Source organism: Acinetobacter sp. P1332, from assembly GCF_044057475.1.
Classification (GTDB): Bacteria; Pseudomonadota; Gammaproteobacteria; order Pseudomonadales; family Moraxellaceae; genus Acinetobacter; species Acinetobacter johnsonii.
In genome coordinates this window covers 1,659,765-1,684,177 of sequence record NZ_CP171157.1, presented here as the reverse complement: position 1 = coordinate 1,684,177, position 24,413 = coordinate 1,659,765, and the positions used below count along the sequence as shown (strand labels likewise).

Sequence of the window (24,413 nt, the reverse complement as noted above, 5' to 3'; positions counted from 1 at the left end):
CTCCATGGCTCATGAAAAACGGACTTCAGTCAAAATTTTGACGTCTACAAAAAAGAAAAATATTTCACCTATGCTCTATGCATTTGGTGGTTTTTTGGGTGGTGTCTTATTGATGGCCACTCTTGGTTTTACTTACTTTTTTACACAACAAAAAAATGATTCAATACACGTTAGCCAAAATTCTAGCGTCGATGTCACTGAACCCTCAGTCGATAATGAAGCCCCGACGCGGGAACCCGAAGCTATTTTTGAAGCGACTAAAGTCATCCCTTCTAAAAGTGTTCAACCTTCAAATGTAACTGAGCCGCCTGCTGATTTTCCTCAACCCAAAGAAGATGAATTAAGCAGAGCTTTTCTTCGTCCAGCTGAAACAGTTACTGCACCATCGATGAAGAGTGCTAGTCCGCAGCCCTTACCAAAAGAAAATAAGAAACAAAACTCGTCAACGCAAAGTTCGGCTACACCGAAAGATAAAAATCACGGCAAAGTGACTAAATCAGAACAGCCTGTGGAAAAATCCGAAGAATCTCCCACAGGCAGTGTACAAACCAAGATTACAACTCGTGCCGTCGAAGCCCCAATGCCAGCTACTATCAGACTATGATTTATGCTATTTTTTCGATTTTTCTAATCCTGGCACTAGGGCTCGGTTTAGCACTGTCCTATGAACTTAGAGCAAAATTAGCTGGCTTTTTTGTCGGGTTAATTCCTCAAGGAAAACAAAGATTTCAATCCGCTCGTCATTTTGCACAGCATATAAATCATGCTGCTGCGCCTGAGCAATTGCAATCACATTGGCATATTCAACAGTGGTGGATATTGGTTGCGGGCCTACTTCTATTTGCCAGCATCTTAATGTTTGCTTTTACCAGCCCCGTCACACCCACTAAAATCGAAGCGGATTATTTAAGACAATCGGATCCACAAATTTATGCCCTACTTGATGGACAAATTTTGTCTCCGCCACCAGAGATCGAAGAATCCTTAGTTGCTGCGGCCATAGTTGAAGCAAGTATGCTTGAGCAAGCGGATCTTAATAATAATTCTATTCAAGCCAGTGCTTTGAGTTACGATCCAAGTATTCAGGATGTACATTCAACTCATTCACATGACAATTTAGCAACGGCTGACCGTAAGTGGCACAAAATGAACCCACGCTATAAACAACGTCTACTGATGGTATTTAAAATAATGCGTGAGCAGCATGGATATGAACTGGTTTTACTGGAAGGCTATCGTAGCCCGCAGCGTCAGAATTCTTTAGCCAGCAATAAAAATACGACTTTGGCGCGTGGTTATCAGAGTTACCACCAATTTGGATTGGCGGCGGATGTCGCATTTAAGCGGGATGGAAAAGTCGTTATTTCTGAACGAGACCCATGGGCAATGCGTGGCTATCAGCTCTATGGTGAAGTTGCAGAATCTGTAGGTTTAACTTGGGGCGGACGTTGGAAGTCGATCCAAGACTATGGCCATACCGAATTTCGAATGCCGAATTTAAAGAAAACTGCGGAAATGGCTGAAAAGCTGACCTCTGAAGGACAACTTTCAGCTGCGAATTTGAGTTAATCAGGTTGAAGGCTGACTCAAATATTGAGTGATGATTTGCAAAACTTGCGCAGTTTTCTCTGCATGTAACCAGTGTCCAGCATCTGCCACCGTCTGAATCTGGGCTTGAGAAAACTGCGATTGGATAGCTTCTATATATTCTGGCTTTGCTACATAAGGTGAGTTTCCACCACGTATAAACAATGCAGACTTATGCCATGTTTCTATATTTTCCCATGACAGAATTTGGGCATAGTTCTGATACAGTGCATCTACATTAAACAACCACTTCCCTTTGCTAAAAGATTTCAAGAGAAACTGAATCACCATTTCTTCTTTGAGATATTCACGCATGATTTCTATGGCTTGTTGACGTGTTTCAATATCTGCTTTTTGTACTGCAATGAGCGCTTTAAAAATTTGCTCATGATGATTTTCTTTATAAGCAATAGGCGTAATATCCAACACCACCAGTTGATCTAGTCGATCTCCTGCGAGTTCGGTCACTTTCATCACCAGCTTTCCACCCATCGAATGCCCGATCAAAGAAAAGTGTTCGATGTTGAGTTCATCTAAAGTTTCAATTAGATCAGCTGCCATGACCTCATAATTCATCACATTGGAATGTGACGATAAGCCATGATTACGTACATCTACCTGTAATACATGGTGGCTTGAATAAAACTCCCGAGCCAACATTCCTAAATTACTTAAACTGCCAAATAAACCATGAACAAAGACCAATGTTTTTGCACGCGGCTGCTCATTTTGATGAAATTGATGATTTAGGATCATATGAAACTTACTTTATTTGATTACTATAGATATTGAATTTTTAATGGAAATAAATCAAATGACTTTTTATATTAAGCTCAATTTTGCTTAGGCTATTTTGAGTGGGAGATTTTAGCTTAGGCTAAATTTAAAAGCATGATGTACATGTCTGTTTAATATCAGATTAGATTCTTGAATCAGATTCTAAGCAAATGAAAAGATGCCGAATGCCTTAAGTCTTACTAATTTTGTATTTTAAAAATAATTCAGCGGAATTTTTAAGTAAGGAATACCATTGTCTTCTGGTTGAGGGAACTTGCCTGCAAACATATTGATTTGAATTGCTGGTAATATCAATTTTGGCATGCTTAACGTTGCATCACGGCGGTTTCGCATCTCGACAAAATCAACTTTTCCCGTTGTAGTATTGATATGAATGTTTTTATGCTTTTGCGAATAAACCGATGTCTCATATTGGTATTGATCACGACTTTCGGGTAAGTAGTCATGGCATAAGAACATCCGCGTTTGATCTGGCAATGTGTACAAAGTCTTCACTGAATCAAATAAAGCCGCCGCACTCCCCTTTGGAAAATCACAACGTGCCGTCCCATAGTCAGGCATAAACAACGTGTCCCCGACAAAAACAGCATCACCAATGACATAACTGAGACACGCAGGTGTATGCCCTGGTGTCGGAATATTATATGCTTTTATGTTGCCTATCAAAAATATCTCATGATCTGCAAAAAGATAATCAAATGACTGCTTGGCATTTAAACTCTTAATATCTAAGTGATAAATCTCACCAAAAGTTTGTTGTACGATCTCAATCTTATGACTAATCGCAATTTTTCCACCTAGTTTTTGCTTTAAATACTGTGCAGCACTTAAATGATCTGCATGCACATGTGTTTCTAAAATCCAGTCTACGCTTAGGCTATTTTCCTGAATATAAGCAATGATTAAATCGGCCTGCTCTGTTTTGGTCGTTGCCGATGCTGCATCATAGTCCAATACACTATCAATCACGGCGCAACACTGAGTGTCGGGATCACTCACCACATAACTAAACGTGTTGCTCGCTGTATCAAAAAATGCTTTTACTTGAGCAATTTGCATCATGGCATTTTCTCCATTACTTTACGATGTAGCAGTACACCAACGAACATCGCAATTATAAAATAGATCGCTTGATAATAACCCAGTCCAATCAAAGTAAAGCTCGGCGCAGGACAAATTCCCGCAATTCCCCAGCCTATACCAAATAGCAGACTTCCGAAGATCAGTTTTCTGTCGATTTTCGTATTTTTAGGAAGTTGTATGGCTTCACCATAAAAGGTTTGTGGATGTGGCTGACGTACAGCTTTTTGAAAAGGAATAAATGCAATCGCAATCGCCCCCATCATCACAAAAGCTAGACTGGCATCCCAGTGCCCAAAAATATCTAAAAAGCCAATCACTTTCGCAGGATTCGACATTCCTGAAAGCATGAGACCAATTGAAAATAATCCACCCCAAATGAATGCCCAAACATTTTTCATTTTAGATTGCTCCAAACATATGACGGACAACATACACAGTAATAAAGCCTGCGAACATAAAACTCATTGTAGCGATGATTGAACGTTTGGATAAACGACTGATACCACAAATACCATGCCCGCTGGTACAACCAGAGCCTAAGCGAGTTCCAAAACCTACCAATACGCCCGCAATAATTAACATGAAAGGTGTAGCTTCAATATAGATTTCTGGCTGAACAAAAGCGGCATATATAAACGGAACAATGAACAGGCCCAATAAAAACCACAGTGCAGGCGTATTTATGATCCCTTTTAAGTTTAAAACTTGAGAGACCAGACCACTGATTCCTGCAATTCGTCCATTGGTATATAAATATCCAACGGCGGAGATGCCGAGTAATATTCCACCTATAAAAGACCACGCAAAATCATGCATTGGTAAGCGCCTTAAAACAATATATGTTTTAATAATATATTTAATTAAAAAATAATCAAGCGTCCTTTGTATCTATGGATGCTATGCATGTCTATGGTCACTGTCTACGGGGTCTTTCATCTAGCTTTAGATATTTGAATGGCACTACCCGTCCGTTCTCGAAGCTTTTAGTCTTTTAGATAACACCTTAAAGCATTTTTTTACATAGTTATTCTTCACAATAACGTAAAAAGCTTGAATATATCCCCGAGGGATTTTGTATTCAGCCCTTTTTTAGATTAGAAATACTTAACTTCTCTCGCTTTATTTCATGATAGTTTTCATTTAAAGAAACTGAATAGAATTAGGGCACATCTCTACATCATGAGTATTATTCTCAGTTTATGAAACACATTTACGACTTTTGAATATTTTTTTATGCGGGCAGACACATGAAAAAGGATAAAATAATCTGCTCTTTTTCTGAGCAGTTTATTGAAATTCTGATAATACCCGTTCTGCAAACCATATTGGGAGCTTAGACACGGCGGCATTCATTTTTAAGGTTTCAGCTGCTTCTATTTCTGCAAGAAAAGACGCTTGTATACCGTCAGAAGAGTTATCAAACAAGTAGGCTCGATCACAGCACTCTATGGCTTGCATGAGCAGATCCATACTACGGTAGTAACGTTCAATAATTTTCTGCTCAGGAACAGGATGACCACCCACACTGACGCGATACTTGACTCGGGCAATATTGATTTGTGGATCTACTGTTGAGACATAATATAGATAGGTTTTATAACCCTGACGTTTCGCTTCTCGGAGAAACTCAACTTTAGAGATATGTGACATGACCGTCTCAAAAGTAAAACTGACTTTTAAGCGCAGAAACTCAAGCCGGATATAGTCAATAATGCGTGCACAGAGATAAGAATCAATTTCTTCGGTTTTAAACTCGATCTTCCATTCATCTAGCACAATTGGTTCATGCGCAAGTAAGGCCACGAACTGTCCCGCTTGAGGACGCTTCTTACTTTTTAGAAAAGTGACCAACTCTAAAGCTTTTAAGGAAGGATGATAATGCAATAAATCAATGCGTTGACTCTGTCTTAAGTTTTGTTCCAGTTCATCTGCATTTAAATATGCCCCAATATGTTGGGGCAAGAGGTAATCTTTAACAGTGCTTTTACCAGAACCATTCGGCCCTGCAAACATTCTTATTCTAGGTTGTCGAGGTGGCATATCAATCTATACGGTTGCGTGTTTCTTTTTACGTGTCAGTTTCGGTAAAACGCCTACATCGACATAAGCATGACTTAAGTCTTGTAAAACAGTTTCATTGCCATGAATATCGCGTTCAACCAATTGTTCAGCTTTTGCATAAACTACAGACGAACGAGTGGTTGCTTTTTGAAAAGCATCATGAAAAGCATGAATGGCAAGTTTAGGAATCATATCATCCTCATATTTGCCTACTTTAATGTCGGTATAAGCTGCCATACACCAACTCCTACTCAAACGATGGTTGATTTTTATTTATCTTAACACAATCGAGGACATTGTCTATTTATACAGCATCCTGAAACAATAAATTAGATCTTAATATCCACACTAATTTCATGCTGTCTTATTCGGTTACTTTACTTTTTAATCGTTTCGTATCTTCAACTTGTAAAGCTTTAGCCGTTGGACAGAAGGCACTTTCATTCATCCCTGCATCGGTCAGGCTTTTTTCTTGCTGCTCAAGATAACGGTTGGCCACCATCAGCATCACTGAAGCGGTACTTAACTCAATATTGGCTTTAGATAGCGCAGCAATTTGATGATATGCATCCATACGCTGACAAAATGCGGTTTTCATTTCTGTTGCTGTCGCTGGATTATCTTTTGCATCTAAAACGGTTTTGGTTGAATTCACAGTTGCTGTATATTCAGCCATCTTCTGATCATACTGTGCCTGAGTCAGCTTCGTTATTTCTGCATAACTCAGGGTTGATAGAAACGATGATAAAAATAATGAAAGGCTAAGCAACGTCCATGTTTGTTTTTTCATGTATTAAGACTCATCGCCTTCTTTCCATACGTCTTCATAGTCATCGCCATCAATCATAAAACGATAACCTTCACTTAAAGCCAAGTATGGAAGTACGTCAGGCAAGATATCTTGTAACTCACGTACAGTCATGGTTGTAAAAAAGTCTTGTCCTTCACCCAATTCACCACCATAAATAAACCAAGCGACATTCTCTTCAGTTTCTGGCTTTTTACGTAAACCGACAATGGGTTCTTGATTCAAAGTATGCACAGCAACAGCAACGACATCATCACCTTTTACTTCAACATAAGCCGAGTCAAATTCTTCACACAGTAGTTTTTGTTCCGCAATTAATTCATTCAATGCAGATTGTTGTGACTTTTGTGCCATGCGATGCTGCCCCTTTTGAGCGTCAATCTATCGATAGCGCATTTTAAAACATATTTAGGTCAAAGGCTGTTTTTATTTAAACAATTAGCACATAGGTGAACACTCAATAGCACTACAAATTTGGCATTCATTTTGCTTAACAGTATTACGTTTTATAAAAAAAGTAATATCGGGGCTAAGCAACTATGGGTTATGTCGCACGAGAACTCAGTCCTCAAAGCAAAATATTGCTGGGCTTTGGATCATTTCTAATACCAATCCTCATTTGGTGTGCTGTGAGTTATTTACCATTTATTTGGCATCCTCAAGTACAAATCACCAACTCTGGCAGTGTCTCTTTTTTACAAATCGGTAGCCGTGTAGACAAAAGTGTGTTCTATGCAGAAGCGCAAAATGCCGTCAATACAGGCACTGAACCGCCGCAAGGTAATTTGGTCAATCCTATTTATTTACCAGCACCCCACCAAGTTGCGACAGCCTTAGTGACGGCATTTACGACACCACCCACTCAAGCCGATGCACCATGGTTTCATCAAAGTCTTTGGCACAGTATCAAGATTGTATTTAGTGCTTTCTTTATTGCATCACTCGTTGGTATTCCATTGGGGATTTTATGTGGTTTTTCCAACAAAATTTCCCAGCTCACTGAACCCTTTGTTGAGTTCTTTCGCTACTTACCTGCGCCTGCCTTTGGTGCACTGGCTGTTGCAATATTAGGCATTAATGATGCACCAAAAATTGCCATCATCGTGATTGGGACGCTGTTTCAGCAAATTCTGATTATTGCCAATACTACGCGTATGGTGGACCGCGGGCTGATTGAAGCGGGTTATACCCTAGGGACGAATAAAGTAAAAAGTCTGTTTCACGTGGTCATTCCAGCGGCGTTACCCGATATTTACCGTGATTTACGTGTTTTGCTGGGCTGGGCATGGACCTACTTGATTGTCTCTGAGTTGATTGGCACCACCACAGGGATCACTTGGTTTATTACCCAGCAAGCACGCTACCAGAACTTTGACAATGTCTATGCTGCGATTTTAATTATTGGGGTGATTGGCTTGGTCTGTGATGTGATTTTAATGAAACTCGGACAACATCTGTTTAAATGGAAAGCGGGAGCAAAATAATGATAACTACAGATATAAGAACGCCAGAATTCAATGCTCGTCAGTATTTTGATCACATTTATCAACGTCCTGTCATTTTAGAGGCCAAACAACTTAGTCAAGTTTTTCAGCATGGTAAAAACTCACGCACGATTTTAAATCAACTCAATTTGAAAATTCATAAGCGAGAGTTTATTTGTGTGATTGGCCCGTCTGGTTGTGGAAAATCGACCTTTAGTCGTGTTGTTGCGGGTCTAGACCCATATAGCAGTGGCGAATTACTAGTAGATGGACAGCCCATTTCAGGCCCTAGCCCAGAGCGAGGCATGGTGTTTCAAGGCTATACCTTATTTCCTTGGAAATCGGTTAAAGAAAATGTGATGTTTGGTCCACTGATGAAAGGTGCAAGTCATGCCTCAGCCGAAGCGGCTGCACGAGAATGGATCAATATTATTGGCTTAGAGAAGTATGAAAACCAATATCCGCATCAACTGTCTGGCGGGATGAAGCAACGTGTTGCGATTGCCCGTGCTTTAGTCAATGAACCGAAAATTTTACTGATGGACGAACCTTTCGGTGCGCTTGACCCGCATACCCGTCAGAAAATGCAAAAACACCTAATGGACCTATGGCAAAACATTGATATCACCATCATTTTTGTAACCCATGATATGGATGAGGCTATTTTACTGGCTGATCGTATCGTAGCGCTGAAAGCCAATCCTGGGGAAATTAAAGAAATTATTGAAGTGGATTTACCCCGTCCACGAAACACTGAACTGATGTCCAGCCCTGCCTTTAAGCTACTTCGAGAGCGAGTCGATTTCCTAGTACATGCACAAGAAGAAGAACTCGATCCAGCACTGGAAGATTTACCCAAAATTCCACGTATGACCCAAATTAGTACGCATAAATAATTCATTGATCTAGCCTGAGGGACGACCCTTAGGTTTTATGCACTGTTGGACGGCCAACACGAGGATTTTACTATGCAAGATAAATATGTCCTTCCACTGGTGGATATCAGCCTTTTAAATAGCCCAAATCTAGATGACCATATGCAAGTTGCTCAAGCGCTTGATCAGGCCTGCAAAGAAGTTGGTTTTCTCTACCTCAAAGGTGATCAATTTAAACCTGCATTATTTGCACAGTTATGTGACATCGCGAAGCGCTATTTTGCCCAAGATGACGCACTCAAAATGCAAAATTATATTGGCAAATCGCTGAATCATAGTGGCTATGTGCCTATAGGTGAAGAACAGTTTTCGAGTAACAGCTACGATTTAAAAGAATCTTATGATGTGAATTATGACTATCAAGGGTCTGCATTAAATTATCCCTTACTTGGCCCAACACAATGGCCAGATGATCCCGCATTTAAACGTCATGTCTCGCAGTACTATCAGCACTTAAAAGCAATTGGTCATCAGCTGTTTCGCTGTTTTGCGCTGGCTTTAGAGCAAAAAGAAGACTTTTTTGATGCACATATTCAACATGCACCCAGCCAGTTACGCCTCATTCACTATCCATATAACCCTCAAGCGACAGATGCAGAAGGCATCGGAGCGCATACCGACTATGAGTGCTTTACTTTATTACTCCCCACAGCCCCCGGTTTACAAGTCCTTACTAAGCAAGGCGAATGGATTGATATTCCTCTGCTTGAAAATACGTTGGTGATGAACATTGGTGACATGATGGAAATCTTGTCCAATGGCAAATATTTAGCCACCAAACATCGGGTCAAAAAAGTCCAACAAGAACGCTACTCCTTCCCTTTATTTTTTTCTTGTGACTATGACTATGTCATCCAACCGATTAATACAAATGAGCCACCTAAATATGCGCCACTGGCAGGTGGAGAACATTTGTTTAATCAAACGGCTCAAACCTTTCATTATTTAAAACAACGTGTAGCCAGTGGTGAGTTGGTCTTAAAGAATGCCGTTCCGCTTTATTCTTTTGGTCTGACTGAGTCAAACATGGAGTACACCCCATGAATTTATTCGAAACTCTAAGTCAACTAAAACCTATCACAGCTGCTTCAGGCAATGTACCAACCTATTTAATGGGCGCATTTCGGCGTAAGAGTATTAGCTTTTACAATGGTTTGACTGATGAAAATACGATTGTGTATTGGTTTCAGTCCAAGAGCTTCACCATTGACCTACGTCTCAAATCAGTAACAGATACACCTATCGTAGAGCGTCAAGCATGGGTCGGTTATACGCATTGGGATGCACAAACTGCATCATTGTCATGGGTGCTAAGTAGCAATTATCAGAACCATACCCAGTGGCCTGAGCCTGCAACCCTACATAGCATTGGCAATTGTATTTTGGAGTTTTCACCAAGTAATGCCTATGTTGAAGACTGGCGTCAACAAGCCAGTATAGGTTTATTTTTAGGACTACGCTTAGTCAAAGCCGTACATGTTGCCACGCAGCAAGAAATTTCACTCGATGGCGGTCTCATCATCTGCGGTGAGCATATGGCATATGCACAGTCACGTTTACCCCATATTCAACAGAATATAGACGCGTTAGGGGTTCTTTCTTATGTGGAGCAAAGTCCTTCTGACTTAAATCAAATTGAAAGCTATGAAGTATCAGTTTCAACTCAGGATCAACTCATTCAATATTCAAGCTGCACCCAAATGACTCAACAGCAACTCATTCTAGACGGTTTTGAAGTCTTTGATACTAAAACCCTCATACAGCGTAAATTGATCGATGGCGAAGCATATCAGTTGGTGTTTGTCGTGGATGTGTATGAACCTGAATACGCTTTTCAAAATGTAACATCTACCACGGCGGACAGTCAGGATTGGCTGAAACAAGAACAACATCACCTCATGCATCATGCAACTGTGGTTGCGTAAGGGAGCTTTAATAAGTTATGGCTTTTCTCTATTTATTGATCGCCGTGATTGCAGAAGTCCTCGCGACTTCTGCATTAAAAGCAACCAATGGTTTCACTGCACCTTTACCTGTCGTTTTAACCATTATCGGTTATGCAATTGCACTGTTTTTCTTAGGTCTAACGTTTAAATCGATCCCTATGGGGCTAGCTTACGCACTGTGGTCAGGTGCGGGCATTATTCTTATTTCTACAGTCGGTTGGATTTACTTTAAACAGCAGCTCGACTTTGCGGCGGTTGTTGGTTTAAGTTTTATGATTATCGGCATCGTGATTATTCATGTGTTTTCTAAAAGTACGCATTTATAAATACATGCCTTAAAATCTACTCTTTATTTAAAATTAGATCTTTCTTTGCTTTTTAAACACACTCATACAAAAAAAGCCCAAGTTAACTTGGGCTTTTAGTTTCTACGAAATCTTACTTTAACTCTTCAACCAAAGCTGGATAAATTGCACCATCAACATCCATTTCTGTTTTATAAATACCATTTTCAACGTTGAATTTGTTTACATGGTAGCTTGAGCCATAAATCGAGTCAAAACCTGAACCTTTTTTAAAGACGGTTTTATTGGCTGTCAAATCGAGTAAATGCGTCCCGCCAATAAATTGTTCATATTGTTTCGGATCGACGCCAACACGGTTAGACATAATTTTCACGGCGTCTTCATGTGTTGCAGGGTCATTAATATATTTGACTGTTTTATCCCACACTTGGATCATCTTTTTCCAATCTTCTTTATTGGCAGAAAGATGGCTCATATTTACAGTCAGCGTGTCATAAATTAAACCTGGCTTATCTTTAGAACTATAAATAATTTTAGACCCTGCAACAGACTTCAACGCTTGATTGGCTACAGGTTGCCAGACCGCAATTGCAGCAATGTCTGGACTTGCAAAAACTTGTGGAAGTTCATTGGTCATAGAATTGACCAATTTAATGTCACTGGTCTTAATTTTTGCATCTGTTAGTGCTGTACTTAGCAATAAATGGTCAACTAAGCCTTTTTCAGTGGCAATACTTTTGCCTTTTAAATCGGCAATGCTGTTAATTCCATCTTTTGCGATAATCACGTCATTACCTGCGGAATAGTCTGTCGCCATAATCATGACACCTTGAGTGCCCCCAGAGGCTGTGACTAGATTATCTCCATTGGTCACCAGTACTGCATCTAGCTGATTGGCTGCAAAAGCAGAAAGCGATGATGAATAATCAAACCATTTAAACTCAACATTCAACCCTGCTTCTTTGAGCCAACCTTTTTCAATTGCCACTTGCCATGCAACAAAACCCGGCCAATCACTGTAGCCAATCGTGATGTTTTTGGTGGCTGTGCTCTCAGATGCACTGTTTTTTGTTTCAGGAATTTTGGCGGTGTTATCACAACCTGCCAATAAAATAGTCGAAACAATAGAGACTGATAAGAACGCTTTTTTAATCATGATGCAATTTTCCCGATGCTGTAAATGTTTAAACTTGCTATGTATAGAGTGAGTCATTGAGGGCGGTGAACATGGTCACGATTTCAACGCGCTCTGTTTTTCATTTTGTGGAATCGGCGGCATCACTGCATCCATCAACTCCAAATGCCCTTTGATCACACCTTTCAAAGCAATGAATTGCTGGCTTAATGCTTTTAACTCTGTAGTTAAGCCCTGCAAAATCATCACTTCTAGAATTTTTTGCTCATCTAACTGAATATGTAGTGAGCTGACCACTTGTTCTAAAAACTGCTGCTGTAAGTCCAGCAATTGGACTCTAAGTGGCGTAACACTGGCGTCATAGAGCAAGGTAAACGTCCCCACCATCACGGCGTTACGTTGCTCCTGATCCGCAATCAAATGTTTATTGATCATGTCGACAATGGCTTGAGAACGGCTTTCATAGTGCTGATCAACAATTTTCTGATCCAATGCATCGACAGTTAATTCAGGCACAGTGATGCTGATCCGTGCCAATTTATGTTTCGGCACGTGCTTATCCTTTTTTTGGTGGGTCTTGCTTGATATAAATGCCCGCTCTAGCACTTAAGATGGCAACCACGAGCTGTTTAAATACAGTGAAGAATGCATTTAAGTCACCTTTGAATTGTTTAGACATTTGTTGCTCCTTTCGGTATTACCAAAAAAGGTTTTTGTAATACCTAGAACTAAGCAGAATACATGCCAATTTTTTTGATTAGATTGACAGCAACAGCGTATGAGAAAGTTTATTTTTTGTGCAAAATATATTTCTATTTTTAAGATTGATACATCAAAGTGCATTTCGGGCTATTCAGCTTGACTTTTCATCCGTCAAAGGCCCAATGTTTACGTCCCTATAGACAGAATACCTTCTGAAAATGAGATCTTATGTCCTCGCAAGTTTTAGTTTTCTCTCACTTATAAGCAAAAAAAATCGCCAGATGGCGATTTTTTCTTTTATTGATAAACTTTTTGGAACTCACCCAAAATTGGAGCTGAGACGCCATCTTTATACACATATCGAGAGATAATACCTCTATCCGTATAAATATCCATCTTGATCGAATCCGTTCCCTTTAACTTACTCATCAAATTTACAGGCGCTAAAATATAATTGGTCGAACGGTTGGCACCTAACACATGATCATGCTCAGTTGGCCCTGTGACAGCAAAAGTTTGAAAGTCTTTCTCATTTGTAAACTCAACTTTATGAATCTCATATTTATTGTAAGTACTGCTCAAATGAATTTTTAACTTAAGCAGCTCTTTGTTCGATTCATTCCAGCTCACAGTGACCACTGGACAAAGCTCATTCTGCGCACAAATGAGTAAACCTGTGGTACCCACATTTTGACGACTTGGGTCTGTAGAGGTTGTCGCACAACCTGAAAGCAACATCGCCCCCAAACTCATGAGTAGCCATTTTTTTGGCGATACGTTCGTTATCATTATATTTACTCCCAGAAACTTAAAAGGCTTTGAAATTCTAAAATGAAGCTTTGATTTTTCCCAGTCCCTATTTTTGACGAATCTGCACCTAAATCAAGCTTTTTCGTTCATTCAGTTTATAAATTTTAAAATTTATATCTCTTTATACAAATATGAAAGAAAAGAACCCCACTGAAAAGCTCGCTACTAACCAAGCACATGTATTCTTTCTAATATGCACTCTAGGCAAGCACTACCGCGCTTATACCTGTATATCAAACGAACGACTAAAAACTTTTCAAATTATATGCAAATGAATACTCAACTTTGCAAGCCTATCAAAACAGATGACAGAACATGACGAAGGGAACCGACATCCTTTATACTGGTTCTAAAAGCTCACCAAAGACACAGCCGCCGATGAAATTCTTTAGTTGCGCATCCTGTCAAAACCAAGTCTTTTTTGCCAACTCACAATGTGTGAGCTGCCAAACTACACTCGGTTATATTGCATCGGAAAAAGATATGGGGAGCTTTGAACAGCATAGCCCTGTTCTTTGGTTAGCGCTAAATGAAAAATACCAGACGAAGCGCTATAAGCCTTGTTATAACTATCAGCATCATCAAGTCTGTAATTGGGTTATTCCCGCAGAGAGCAACGACATCTACTGTGAGTCTTGTGTACTCACATATACCATTCCTACTCTCGACAACCCTGATCATATCGTCTATTGGTCACGGCTCGAACATGCTAAACGGCGTTTTCTGTATTTAATGCAACGCCTGAATATTATGCCAAGGCCCAAATATAACGATGATGATCGCTACGGACTCCGTTTTAATTTTCTCATGCCTGAACCAGAGCACCCTGTGCTGACAGGACATGCTAATGGTGTCATTACACTCAATGCTAGTGAAGCAGATGTCATCTATAGAGAAACGACCCGTATTAAAATGGGTGAAAACTACCGTACGCTTTTGGGGCATTTCCGTCATGAAAGTGGTCATTATTATTTTGACCTCATTAAATCGCTACATCCTGAGCTGGTCGACGAGTTCCGTCAGTATTTTGGAGATGAGCGTCAAGATTATAACGCAGCACTACAACGCCACTATGAAGATGGCGCACCGCAAAACTGGGACAAGTTTTATGTCAGCTCTTATGCCAGCACACACCCTTGGGAAGACTGGGCAGAAACGTGGGCACACTATTTACACATGATGGACACATTGGAAACCGCTTACTATGCAGGTTTAATCGTGCGCAATAATCGAAAAGATACGCATGACTTAAGCTTTTATGAAAATCCAATCGGCGCTCAAAATTTTGATTTACTCCTCAAACAATGGATGACACTGACTTTTAACTTAAATGCGTTAAATCGCAGTATGGGTTTAGAAGATGCTTATCCATTTACGCTATCAGCGCCAGTCCTCGATAAATTACGATTTATACATAAACATGTTTTGGGCAAAGCCTTTGCTCGCTAAATTGCTTGAGCTGAATATAAGCGTTCTTAAGTTATGTCTAGGGACACAAAAGATTGGACTGAATTTGGATGTAACTCGTTAGAAATTATCTTAAAATGAAAGACATCTTTAGCCTATATAGATAACGTCCGTGCTAAAAACTATGCTTTTAACGAGACATCATACTTTCAAGCGACCAATCATTTTAGGGCTAACGATTGTTTTACTGCCGGCCTGCCAGTTGGTCAAAGTTAAAGAAAATAATATCCATCAGGCTATTCGTAGCAAGTCCGAAAATATCTTAAGCCACGAACAATTGAGTGCGGAAACCACCAGCTTACTCAAATTACTCAGCGTGACGCCACAGCAATGCAGCGCTGAATTTGAAACATGTTTGAAGCGCTTAAACACACAAACAGATATTGCTGCAGATGAACGCTATGCCGCTTTAAGTGAACTGTATTTGGCCCAAGCTTTAGATATTTCAAAACAACGCAACTGTACCCAAGCACAGCCACATAGTGAAAATAATCACTGCTTAGAACAGAGCCTTGAGGCCTTCGACCAGAGTTTACGTTATAGCTATGTGTATTTATTTAAAATGCAAGAAAGCCCAAGTACCCGGGTTTTTGATCAAAGACAAATGCATGTCCGCACTTTTTACAATGTCGCTTTGTCGCGTTTAATTACCACGGCGTACCGTACGCAACCTTTTCAACAAGTTCCCGCGCAACTCAACGTCCAACAACGTCAATATATTGTAAATTTAGAACACTATCCTGAACTGAAAAGTAAAACCATTGACCGAGTTCAATCCAGTTATAATTTAAACTTCTCGGGTTTTTATCAAGTCAACCGTCAAGATGGTCTGGGCGCAGAGTTCGTGGTTGTGACTAAAGCGGATCCTATTCATAAAAATGATTTTATCCTTGACCCGATATCGTTTTATCAAAATCAAACCAATCCCAATATCCATCCTGCACGCTATTTGTCCGTAACCGCAGCGGCACAGCCATTAAACCCTGAAAGCAGCATTGAAGATGTGCTTAATGGCAAAGCCATTTTTGAGATTGAGCTATTTAATCCTTATACACAAAAGTATGTAGACATACATCAACAAAAATACATTCTCACGGCGAATTATTCTGTGCCTTTTGCCTACTGGCTGGCAGAAAATAAACTGGGCTCAACAGGCTACTTGACCTTGCTCGATAAGACTGAGCGATTGCGTATGCCACATGTCTATATGCTTGAACCTTACCAGCCGAATAAAAAAGTGATTGTACTTATTCATGGTCTCGCCAGCAGCCCTGAAACTTGGGTCAATCTGACCAATAACATTTTGCGGGATAAAGCTTTACGGGAGAACTTTCAGGTATGGCAGGTATTCTATTCAACCAATATGCCGATTGTTGAAAGCTGCTATCAAATTCATGCACTACTTAAACAAGCCTTTGCACAAGTTCAACCCAACTCTCGCTCGGCAAGTGACGCCGTGCTGATTGGACATAGTATGGGCGGCGTCATTAGTCGCTTACTGATTAGTGAGCACGATATTTCTGAGCAAGTGATTCCACTATTAAACTATGAGCAATACACCCGATTACAACAATACCCCGTAATCAAAGAACGTTTTCAATTTCATTCTGATTTACCCATTGGACGTGCAATTTTTATTGCCGCGCCTCACCGTGGTAGTGAACTGTCTGACCGCTGGTACATGGAATTGGTGAAGAAAATGGTCAAGTTGCCGATCACTTTCTTTAACCAAGTGGATATACAACTCAATGGTAGCTCTAGCACCAAAGGCATGGTGCAATCTGGCCCAGACGACTTAAGTCCAAAGTCACGCTTTATGGCTTTGACCAGTAACATCATGCCTGTATCTAGAGTTCCTTATCATTCTATTATTGGTAATCACCGTCAGAACAATGACATACATGACATGAGCGATGGTATTGTGCCTTATTCCAGTTCACATTTAGAACAGGCTGTCTCTGAAAGAATCATTAAAGGCAACCATTCGGTGCATGAGGAAGCAGAAACATTATTAGAATTACGGCGTATTTTGAGGTTACACCTTGAGCAAACTCGGGCTCAATGATCAACAGTACTAAAAATGTTCTACTACTTGGCGATTTTTATCCGAATACTCTAACTCAGCTGAATGAGCATCGAAAACTTGAAAAGCAGCGGTTGTAAAATCTCAGGTACGGAAAAGGTTTTGATATACTTGCTTTATCCAAAAAATACATGCATTTATCTGCTCGGAAACATTATGCACATTAAAAATCAAGTTGTACTGGTCACAGGTGGCGCACGCGGTTTAGGTCTTGCGATTACACACGCCTTAATCAATGAAGGTGCTCGTGTAGTCGTGAACTATTTGAACAGCCATGTTGCAGCGCAAACCTTAGTCCAGCAGTATCCAAAGCAGGTTTTTATCTACCAAGCTGATGTTACAGACAGTGCACAAGTCAAAAGTATGTTTGATGCAAGCTTTCAGCATTTTGGACAGCATATCAACGCCGTGATTAATAATGCGCTGATTCAATTCGAGTTTAATGGTGAGGCCCGCCCAAAAGTTCATGAGCTCCGCTGGGAAACTATGCAACAACAATTTGAGGGTGCAGTTAAAGCCGCTTTGAATACTACCCAAGCAGCGCTTGAAGGTATGAAACAAAACCAGTTTGGGTGCATTGTAAACATCGGAACCAATCTGGTGCAAAACCCAGTGGTGCCTTATCATGACTACACCACAGCGAAGGCTGCACTATTGGCTTTTACGCGTACCTCAGCGCATGAACTTGGCCAATATGGCATTAATATCAATATGCTTTCTGGCGGTTTACTGCAAACCACTGATGCTAGCAAAAGCACGCCCAATGAAGTTTTTGATTACATCGCAAGTGCAACACCACTGCGTCGTGTAGTTACACCTGAGGAATTTGCCTCAGCCATTCTAATGTTCTTATCGCCCTATTCTTGTGCTGTGACAGGTCAAAACTTGATTGTCGATGGTGGTTTAGTCAAAGGATAATGAGCTTTAATCCCTGAACTCTGAATAAGCATGATTTAAACCATCCATTTTAAAAATTCTCGAAGCTTCATCGACTTGAAGCTTTGTTTTAGGTTCAAGTCTTCTTCATAATCTGCCCACCCAACCAAGGAACACAGTACGATGCTTTCTTTCCCCATTCGGCACCGACTGGCTGGTTTTTACTTTTTTTATTATTCCATTGTAGGCACCTTCATGCCGTTTTGGAGCCTGTATCTCGAAGATCAAGGCTTTAACTACAGTGAAATCGGCATCCTTTCCTCAATTGCGATCATTACCCGTTTTTTTGCTCCTTTTATTTGGGGCTGGATTGCAGATAAATCAGGGAAACGGATGCTCTTGGTCAGAGTTGCAACGTGGATGGAAGCCTGTATTTGGTTCATGATTTTTATCATTCCAAACTCCTTTCAGGCGATCGCCCTACTCATGCTGATCTTTAGCTTCTTCCAAAACGCCATTCTGGCTCAATTTGAAGGCGTTACGCTATTTTGGCTCGCGGAACAGCGCAGTGCTTTGTATGGAAAAGTTCGAAAGTGGGGCTCGGTCGGTTTTATTGTCGGGGTTTTTGGTATCGGAGCCTTATTAGAAATTTTACCCATCTCTATGCTTCCTGTTTTATTGCTGTGCATTTCTTTTTTGGCCTTTATTTGGTCATTTAGCATCAAAGAACCGACCACTGCACCTCATTCACAAGGGCAGCTCGAGCCATTGTTACCGATTTTAAAAAAACCCGTTGTCGCGGCATTTTTCGGTATCGAGTTTATTCTGCTTTTTTCGCATGCGCCCTTTTATAGTTTTTATAGCAACTTCTTAAAACAAGCTGGTTACTCAACCACAGAAATTGGTTTTTTGTGGACTGTCGGTGTCATGGCCGAAATTATTATGTTTGCCATTGCTCACATTTTTTTCAAACGCTTTTCATGGCGACTCATGGTGTCTATTTGTCTTATCCTCACGGCGCTACGCTGGTTTATGGTTGGTTCTTTTCCACAAATCTTCGCGATCCAGTTCTTCGCACAAACCATTCATGCTTTTAGCTTTGGCCTATTTCATCTCATCGCCATGCGTATCATTTTCCAAAACTTTAGTTTAGGACAACAAGGACGCGGTCAAGCCCTGTATAGCACCATGTGGGGACTGGGTGTAGCGTCTGGAAGTATTCTTGCAGGACATTATTGGCACAGCCTGTCAGGCGAACTTATTTTTATTTTGGCAGGCTGTGCGGTTCTACTGGGTTTGGGTTTTATTCGCTACTTACCCAAAGAAGTTCAAGCTTAAAAAGTTCTCTTCTGATCTGCACACATAAATTGCAGCAGTTTCATTATTCAGCTTTCTAAACTTTGATTTCACTATATTTATGAAACCATGGCTGGGCCTGTTCAAGCTGACTAGCCAACTGTAAGAGCCGATCTTCACGGGCAAAAGGCGCAATGAACTGTGAACCAAGCGGAAGATTGTCAGCATTCCAATACAAAGGTACAGACATCGCAGGTAAACCTGTGATGTTGGCTAGCTGAGTAAAAGGCACCCAACGCAAATTATCTTTCACAATTTTATCGACCAGTTTTCCTTGTGCCAACAGATGTGCTTTGCCGACTTTTAATAAACTTTTTAAAATTGGTTTTTGCCATGATGGGGTAGAAATTTGCCCATTTTTGGGTGCGACTGAGGCTGTAGCAGGAGTCAGATAAAGATCATAATGATCAAAGAATTGGTTCATTTTGGTGACATATACTCCCCAATTATTCAGATTATGAATATATTCTAACGCAGTCGTTTTGGCACCAAAGGCAGCCAAAGCTAAAGAATCCAGCTCAAAATCTCCTGCTGTGGTCGGAACGTGTTGCTTGATCTGCTCTAACATATAAGAAAATTGACTAAACCACGTCGTGATAAAGTCTCTGGCCAAAGACATACCATCTATCTCAGGTTGTGCTTCGACCACTGTATGCCCTAAAGACTCCAACAAACGTGCGGTATGGTGTACAGCATCAATTGCATCTTTAGACACTGTGGTTCCGATAGGCGACTGAGTACTAAATGCAATTTTAAGTTTTTTTACAGGCTGCTGTAGACAGGCCAAATAGCTTTGGCTGGGTAGTTCAATTTTAAACAATGAGCTATGCTCTGCACCCTGCGTTGCATCTAACATCGCTGCACTGTCTCTTACACTTTTACTCAATACATGCTGTATCGCAGCCCCATGCATTGCTTCACTCATATCTGGGCCCCACGGCGTACGTCCACGACTTGGTTTTAAACCAAATAAACCACAATACGATGCAGGAATTCGAATCGATCCACCGCCATCTCCCGCACCCGCAATGGGAACAATTCCTGCGGCCACCGCAGAAGCGGAACCACCCGATGAACCACCACTGTTATGTTTTAAATTCCAAGGATTATGACAGGCTCCCCAAGCATCTGATTCTGTAATGCCTTTGATACCAAACTCAGGGGTATTGGTACGCCCAAAAGTTAAAATGCCTGTGTTTTCCCAACGGTTTACAATTTCTGCATTATGTTCTGCAATATGGCCCGTACGTTTAAATGCTTGGCATCCATAAGATGTTGGATAACCTGCATATTCTTGAAATAAATCCTTTACTAAAAATGGCACCCCAGCAAATGGGCCAGACAATGCATTTTGCGCTCTGTTCTTGGCATAATCATGCATCGGAATAATAATCGCATTTAAAGCAGGATTGGTTTGTTGGCTACGCTCAATTGCAATTTGTAATAATTCAGCGGGATGGATTTGTTTTTGTGCAACCAACTCAGCTAAACCCAGCCCATCATAACGAAGGTATTCAGAAAAATTCATTTTTATCCAAGTATCTATAGTTTTTATTGTTTTATACTTTTACTAAATTTTAACCTATGAGGCAAGTTGTACTTGATTGCGTCCTAAAGTTTTGGCCTGATATAGCGCCCGATCAGCACGATTTAACAAGCTCTGTAGGCTATTTTGCGTTGGTAAAACTTGATGCACCACACCAAGACTCACCGTCATACTCAAAACAGCATGTGCCACTTGAGTTTTTGAAGTAGCGACAGCACGGCAGATACGTTCTGCAATGATTTGTGATTCAATTTCAGTGGTATTATTTAACACCACCACAAATTCTTCACCGCCCATACGCGCAAATAAATCCTGTTCACGCAAATTACTTTTCACCGTCGTAGCAAAGCTTTGTAGCAATACATCACCAATATAATGACCATATTGATCGTTCATTTTCTTAAAATGATCAATATCTAGCACAATGATACTCATCGATTTAACCAGATTTTCCTTCAATAAGTTTTCAGTTTGAGTGAAGAAAAAACGGCGATTTCCCACATGAGTTAAGGGGGCGTGGTTGGCCAGATAAAGTACTTCTTTATACAGATCATGACGATTACGACTCACAATACATAAAAGCAAAGGTGCAATCATCAACATGCACAGCCCTATACGCACCGAAATAGAAGTGGCCAAGAAGTTATCTGCTGTACGTGAAATATAATAGGTCGTTAAACTATGGTAAGTCACAAAACAAACCAAACTGTTAATGATACTCACATAAAATAAGTTGTAACTTAAAGCCGCCCAAATGAGCCCTGCTAGAGGGAAAAGTAAGGCACCAGGACCAAAGAACAGATGTGTACATGCCACAGAAATTAAAACTGAGAGTAAGGGTAAAACATCGACAAACTGGGTTTCGCACTGTCTACGGTTATTCCAAAGATACTTTAATTTCTTCGCTGCAGGAAAGGTCAACATGAGGGGTAAAAGTGAAATACAATTTAGCACTTCCCCTGTCCACCAAATATAAAACTCAGCCCACAGGTCTTGCGTACTCATAAAAGTATGTGGCATATACGGAACGACCGCAACGGCAAATATCGCGCTAGAAAAACACCCAAGAAAAACACAAACCAAGAAAAGATAAAGAAAATTTAAGTCTTTGTTATATGCACGATAGTCAATTTGTAAATAATGGATAAAGAATAAAGACACGCCTACTGTCATAAAATTGGCAATTGTTAAAGCCAACGTCAGCTCAAGATGATTCCCTGTGACTAAGTCAGCCGACATATAACCAATAAATGCGCCCAACCAGCCACCAACATTTCTAAGTGGCTTAACCGTAAAAATAAGCCGATCAATACTGCATTAGCTGGCCAAAAATAAGCGAAATATGCAATCGGCCGAGTGAATATCCCAAGCAAACAGCAGACAAAAATCACCGCAGCAACAATCAAACATGCTCGGCCATGCTGTTTAAAATTCAACGATACTTCTGTGAGCTTAACTGCGTACAAAATATTCCCTCATTTTTACATGAGTTATGATTAAACATCATGTTTTCTACTGTCCATTTGCTTGCAAAGGATGCATTGATGAAAACCATCACAAATTGACAATATTTACTAAATAAACTCTATCGATTGTTCGTTATGGTTTCAATATGATTTTTTGATTTATATCCTGAATCTAAATATTTACGATTAAACGCTGATATCACTCTCACCCATAAAAAAAGCCTCCACATCGGGAGGCTTTTTGATCTTTGGACTTATTTTGCTTCAGACGCTGCCACTGGTGCTGATGCACCTGCTTCTTCAGACTCTAAAGGTGCAGCATCAATCATCTCTGGACTAACTTCTATATTGGTCACTGGTGTTTCAGTTGCTGAGCTTTCCACTGACGTTTGTTCAGTCTCTTGTTTTTTGTCACTACACGCAGCAAGCGACAGCATTGTTGCAGAAGCTAGAACCACCAAAGCCATTTTCATGTTAATCATTATGCACCTTCACATTAGTCATCAATTGCTTGAAACAATACTACTTATTTTTGCTCAAGTTTAAAGTATTCATTTGTGAGCAATCTTTTGAAATTAAGGCAGAATTATAACATCATTAAACAGAAATAATAAAAACAAGCTCGAAGCAAACTTGTTTTTATCTATCCAAGAATGCACTCGAATTAAACAGGATACGCTGTCGCGACTTCCTGACTAATCATTGCCGCAGTTGCCGCAGATAGCGTCCAACCTAAGTGCCCATGTCCTGTATTAAAGAACACACGTTCTAGCTTTCCACGGCGAACTACAGGCATCATATTCGGCATCATGGGGCGAAGACCTGCCCAAGGGACCGCATGCTCTGTCGAAACTTTAAAGTTACGATTGGTCCAGTCAACAAGAGGTTGAATCCGATCTGCCCGGATATCACGGTTATAGCCATTAAACTCAGCAGTGCCCGCGACACGGAAACGATCTTTACCTAAACGTGAAGTTACAATTTTCGCGCTTTCGTCCAGCAAACTCACCCACGGCGCATTTTGCTGGCTTTCTTCGTCATTTAACATAACCGTAATCGAATATCCCTTTACAGGATAAACATTGACCCGCTCTTGGACCAATTCAGCCAATTGATAGCTACCCACCCCAGCACAAACCACAACAGCATCGGCAGCGAGCATTTCAACTTCCGCTGGTGCAAGCTCTACATTCTCAGAACTTGGCTGTAACTTCACTTCAACACCTGAAGTTAAATGTTCGATATCTGTCACATCCATACCAAAACGATACTTCACACCTAACTTTTTGGTAACTTCAGCCAAACCTGTCGTGTACTTATGAATATCACCCGTCGCATCGCCTTCACAATAAAATCCAGCATAATAGTCGCCGGTCAATGTCGGCTCAATTTGCTTAATTTCTTCATTGCTTACGCCGCAACGTTCAAGTCCACCTTTATTGAGTAAATCATTGACTCGAATGGCGACGTCATAATCTTGTTTATTATGATAAAAATGCAAAATACCACGTTTTTCTAAATTGAAGTCGATTGATTCTTTATCCGCAATTTCGAACAAGCGTTGACGAGCCAATAAAGCCAAACGTACTGTTTCGTGGGTATTGGCCTCATAATGTTTAATATTGCCCAGAAATTCCATCAGCCATGCATATTTATGCACACTAAACGCAGGATTGAGCAATAAAGGGGCAGATTTTTGAGACATCCATTTCATGCCTTTCAGCACTGTCGATTTTTGGTTCCAAACTTCCGCATTGCATGCAGACAGTTGTCCACCATTTGCAAAAGAAGTTTCCATGGCTGGAAATAAATGCCGATCCACAACTGTCACTTGATAACCCAGTTGACTTAATTCATATGCAGTTGTGACGCCTGTAATTCCAGCACCAATGACAACGACATGACACATAGACACCTCCTTTTTATTGTTTGATGTCAACCCCATCTGTCATGTGTACCTGAGAG

The 24,413-nt window shown here is 40.5% G+C and carries 26 protein-coding genes and 1 pseudogene; 11 read left to right on the top strand and 16 right to left on the bottom strand.

Annotated elements, in window-relative coordinates; genetic code table 11:
* The first annotated feature begins 4 nt into the window (after positions 1-4).
* Positions 5-604 (top strand): hypothetical protein, encoded by a 600-nt coding sequence (locus ACFN7Z_RS08295; protein WP_130235031.1) that lies wholly within the window; start codon positions 5-7, stop codon positions 602-604.
* Positions 601-1,569 (top strand): M15 family metallopeptidase, encoded by a 969-nt coding sequence (locus ACFN7Z_RS08290; protein ID WP_094148609.1) that lies wholly within the window; start codon positions 601-603, stop codon positions 1,567-1,569. The genes ACFN7Z_RS08295 and ACFN7Z_RS08290 overlap by 4 nt, the downstream gene beginning before the upstream one ends.
* Here the strand turns inward: ACFN7Z_RS08290 and ACFN7Z_RS08285 are convergent, their stop codons facing one another.
* The 8 genes from ACFN7Z_RS08285 to ACFN7Z_RS08250 form a co-directional block, all read right to left on the bottom strand.
* A complete protein-coding gene (locus tag ACFN7Z_RS08285; RefSeq protein ID WP_010326733.1) occupies positions 1,570-2,343 on the bottom strand; it encodes an alpha/beta fold hydrolase in 774 nt (257 codons plus the stop codon).
* Positions 2,344-2,577: 234 nt separating this feature from the next.
* Positions 2,578-3,447: an MBL fold metallo-hydrolase gene (locus ACFN7Z_RS08280; RefSeq protein ID WP_029575026.1), complete on the bottom strand. Its 870-nt coding sequence runs from the start codon at positions 3,445-3,447 to the stop codon at positions 2,578-2,580.
* Complete coding sequence (locus tag ACFN7Z_RS08275) at positions 3,444-3,866, bottom strand: DUF6691 family protein (RefSeq protein WP_010326735.1); 423 nt, start codon at positions 3,864-3,866, stop codon at positions 3,444-3,446. Before ACFN7Z_RS08275 ends, ACFN7Z_RS08280 begins: the two co-directional genes overlap by 4 nt.
* A 1-nt stretch (position 3,867) precedes the next feature.
* Positions 3,868-4,284, bottom strand: coding sequence for a YeeE/YedE family protein (locus tag ACFN7Z_RS08270; protein ID WP_010326736.1), 417 nt, complete (start codon positions 4,282-4,284; stop codon positions 3,868-3,870).
* 471 nt (positions 4,285-4,755) lie between these two features.
* Positions 4,756-5,481, bottom strand: coding sequence for a hypothetical protein (locus ACFN7Z_RS08265; RefSeq protein ID WP_010326737.1), 726 nt, complete (start codon positions 5,479-5,481; stop codon positions 4,756-4,758).
* Between the two features lie 33 nt (positions 5,482-5,514).
* The gene (locus ACFN7Z_RS08260) at positions 5,515-5,766 is read right to left on the bottom strand and encodes a hypothetical protein (RefSeq protein WP_010326738.1); all 252 of its coding nucleotides are present in this window, start codon (positions 5,764-5,766) and stop codon (positions 5,515-5,517) included.
* 127 nt (positions 5,767-5,893) lie between these two features.
* On the bottom strand, positions 5,894-6,319 hold the full coding sequence (locus ACFN7Z_RS08255; protein WP_010326739.1) for a hypothetical protein: 426 nt from the start codon (positions 6,317-6,319) through the stop codon (positions 5,894-5,896).
* 3 nt (positions 6,320-6,322) lie between these two features.
* Complete coding sequence (locus ACFN7Z_RS08250) at positions 6,323-6,691, bottom strand: hypothetical protein (RefSeq protein WP_004693046.1); 369 nt, start codon at positions 6,689-6,691, stop codon at positions 6,323-6,325.
* 185 nt (positions 6,692-6,876) lie between these two features.
* Between ACFN7Z_RS08250 and ACFN7Z_RS08245 the strand changes: the two genes are divergently transcribed.
* From ACFN7Z_RS08245 to ACFN7Z_RS08225, 5 genes are all read left to right on the top strand, one after another.
* Positions 6,877-7,821, top strand: a complete 945-nt coding sequence (locus ACFN7Z_RS08245; RefSeq protein WP_010326740.1) for an ABC transporter permease — start codon at positions 6,877-6,879, stop codon at positions 7,819-7,821.
* Positions 7,821-8,717, top strand: coding sequence for an ABC transporter ATP-binding protein (locus ACFN7Z_RS08240; RefSeq protein WP_010326741.1), 897 nt, complete (start codon positions 7,821-7,823; stop codon positions 8,715-8,717). The genes ACFN7Z_RS08245 and ACFN7Z_RS08240 overlap by 1 nt, the downstream gene beginning before the upstream one ends.
* Positions 8,718-8,789: 72 nt before the next feature.
* Positions 8,790-9,800, top strand: coding sequence for an isopenicillin N synthase family oxygenase (locus ACFN7Z_RS08235; RefSeq protein WP_010326742.1), 1,011 nt, complete (start codon positions 8,790-8,792; stop codon positions 9,798-9,800).
* A complete protein-coding gene (locus ACFN7Z_RS08230; RefSeq protein WP_010326743.1) occupies positions 9,797-10,681 on the top strand; it encodes a hypothetical protein in 885 nt (294 codons plus the stop codon). Before ACFN7Z_RS08235 ends, ACFN7Z_RS08230 begins: the two co-directional genes overlap by 4 nt.
* 17 nt (positions 10,682-10,698) lie before the next feature.
* Entirely contained in the window at positions 10,699-11,028 is a 330-nt protein-coding gene (locus ACFN7Z_RS08225; protein WP_010326744.1) for a multidrug efflux SMR transporter, read from the top strand.
* Between the two features lie 112 nt (positions 11,029-11,140).
* On the opposite strand, the gene ACFN7Z_RS08220 is transcribed toward ACFN7Z_RS08225, so the two are convergent.
* From ACFN7Z_RS08220 to ACFN7Z_RS08205, 4 genes are all read right to left on the bottom strand, one after another.
* Positions 11,141-12,163 carry an ABC transporter substrate-binding protein gene (locus tag ACFN7Z_RS08220; RefSeq protein WP_010326745.1) on the bottom strand — a complete coding sequence of 341 codons (1,023 nt, stop codon included), beginning with the start codon at positions 12,161-12,163 and terminating at the stop codon, positions 11,141-11,143.
* Between the two features lie 75 nt (positions 12,164-12,238).
* The gene (locus ACFN7Z_RS08215; protein WP_010326746.1) at positions 12,239-12,694 is read right to left on the bottom strand and encodes a CopG family ribbon-helix-helix protein; all 456 of its coding nucleotides are present in this window, start codon (positions 12,692-12,694) and stop codon (positions 12,239-12,241) included.
* A gap of 4 nt (positions 12,695-12,698) precedes the next feature.
* On the bottom strand, positions 12,699-12,821 hold the full coding sequence (locus ACFN7Z_RS08210; RefSeq protein WP_256732956.1) for a hypothetical protein: 123 nt from the start codon (positions 12,819-12,821) through the stop codon (positions 12,699-12,701).
* Between the two features lie 320 nt (positions 12,822-13,141).
* On the bottom strand, positions 13,142-13,633 hold the full coding sequence (locus tag ACFN7Z_RS08205; protein ID WP_029575028.1) for a hypothetical protein: 492 nt from the start codon (positions 13,631-13,633) through the stop codon (positions 13,142-13,144).
* Between the two features lie 399 nt (positions 13,634-14,032).
* Between ACFN7Z_RS08205 and ACFN7Z_RS08200 the strand changes: the two genes are divergently transcribed.
* The 4 genes from ACFN7Z_RS08200 to ACFN7Z_RS08185 all read left to right on the top strand — a co-directional run bounded on the left by ACFN7Z_RS08200 (position 14,033) and on the right by ACFN7Z_RS08185 (position 19,418).
* Positions 14,033-15,103, top strand: a complete 1,071-nt coding sequence (locus ACFN7Z_RS08200) for a putative zinc-binding metallopeptidase (protein WP_029575029.1) — start codon at positions 14,033-14,035, stop codon at positions 15,101-15,103.
* A 142-nt stretch (positions 15,104-15,245) separates the two neighbouring features.
* A complete protein-coding gene (locus ACFN7Z_RS08195; protein ID WP_395442663.1) occupies positions 15,246-17,186 on the top strand; it encodes an esterase/lipase family protein in 1,941 nt (646 codons plus the stop codon).
* A gap of 174 nt (positions 17,187-17,360) precedes the next feature.
* Positions 17,361-18,122, top strand: coding sequence for a 3-oxoacyl-ACP reductase (locus ACFN7Z_RS08190; protein ID WP_029575030.1), 762 nt, complete (start codon positions 17,361-17,363; stop codon positions 18,120-18,122).
* Between the two features lie 141 nt (positions 18,123-18,263).
* Positions 18,264-19,418: an MFS transporter gene (locus ACFN7Z_RS08185; RefSeq protein WP_029575031.1), complete on the top strand. Its 1,155-nt coding sequence runs from the start codon at positions 18,264-18,266 to the stop codon at positions 19,416-19,418.
* 55 nt (positions 19,419-19,473) lie between these two features.
* Here ACFN7Z_RS08185 and ACFN7Z_RS08180 read toward each other — a convergent pair whose 3' ends face one another.
* From ACFN7Z_RS08180 to ACFN7Z_RS08165, 4 genes and pseudogenes are all read right to left on the bottom strand, one after another.
* Complete coding sequence (locus ACFN7Z_RS08180; protein WP_010326752.1) at positions 19,474-20,964, bottom strand: amidase; 1,491 nt, start codon at positions 20,962-20,964, stop codon at positions 19,474-19,476.
* A gap of 54 nt (positions 20,965-21,018) precedes the next feature.
* Positions 21,019-22,448: pseudogene (locus ACFN7Z_RS08175) on the bottom strand (diguanylate cyclase).
* A 254-nt stretch (positions 22,449-22,702) separates the two neighbouring features.
* Positions 22,703-22,930 carry a hypothetical protein gene (locus ACFN7Z_RS08170; protein WP_010326754.1) on the bottom strand — a complete coding sequence of 76 codons (228 nt, stop codon included), beginning with the start codon at positions 22,928-22,930 and terminating at the stop codon, positions 22,703-22,705.
* A gap of 182 nt (positions 22,931-23,112) precedes the next feature.
* Positions 23,113-24,357: a D-amino acid dehydrogenase gene (locus ACFN7Z_RS08165; RefSeq protein WP_010326755.1), complete on the bottom strand. Its 1,245-nt coding sequence runs from the start codon at positions 24,355-24,357 to the stop codon at positions 23,113-23,115.
* Between the last annotated feature and the right edge of the window lie 56 nt (positions 24,358-24,413).